The sequence below is a fragment of the Belnapia arida genome (assembly GCF_016773205.1).
Lineage (GTDB): Bacteria > Pseudomonadota > Alphaproteobacteria > Acetobacterales > Acetobacteraceae > Belnapia > Belnapia arida.
Genome location: NZ_JAETWB010000208.1, coordinates 1 through 311, shown reverse-complemented (window position 1 = coordinate 311; position 311 = coordinate 1). Strand labels below are relative to the sequence as shown.

Here is a 311-nt window from a genome sequence, read left to right as displayed (position 1 = left end):
ACGGACATGACAGTCTCCACTTTCCACCTTTGACGGTAGGCAATGCGATCGGCTTCCACACCAGGCTTGCCGAGCCGCCGGACCATCTCCTGCCGCAGCGGCGTGGTCGCGACCACGCGGGCAGAGCTCCGCTTCTTGGCCGGGATCAGACTGTCGACGCCGAGGCCTTCACGGCAGTGGCGGTGGTTGGCTTCGCTATCATGGCCTGCGTCTGCCAGGAGCTGCTCGAAGGGTATGCGGGCGGCGGCCGCGCTCGCCAAAGGCGGCAGGTCGGTGAAGTCGCCGCACGGGCCCGGCCTGACCCGCTGCGC

1 protein-coding gene is annotated in these 311 nt (G+C 68.5%); it reads right to left on the bottom strand.

The annotated features are described in order from the left end of the window. On the bottom strand, positions 1-311 hold a 311-nt coding region (locus JMJ56_RS36350; protein ID WP_202836159.1), incomplete at both ends, for a transposase.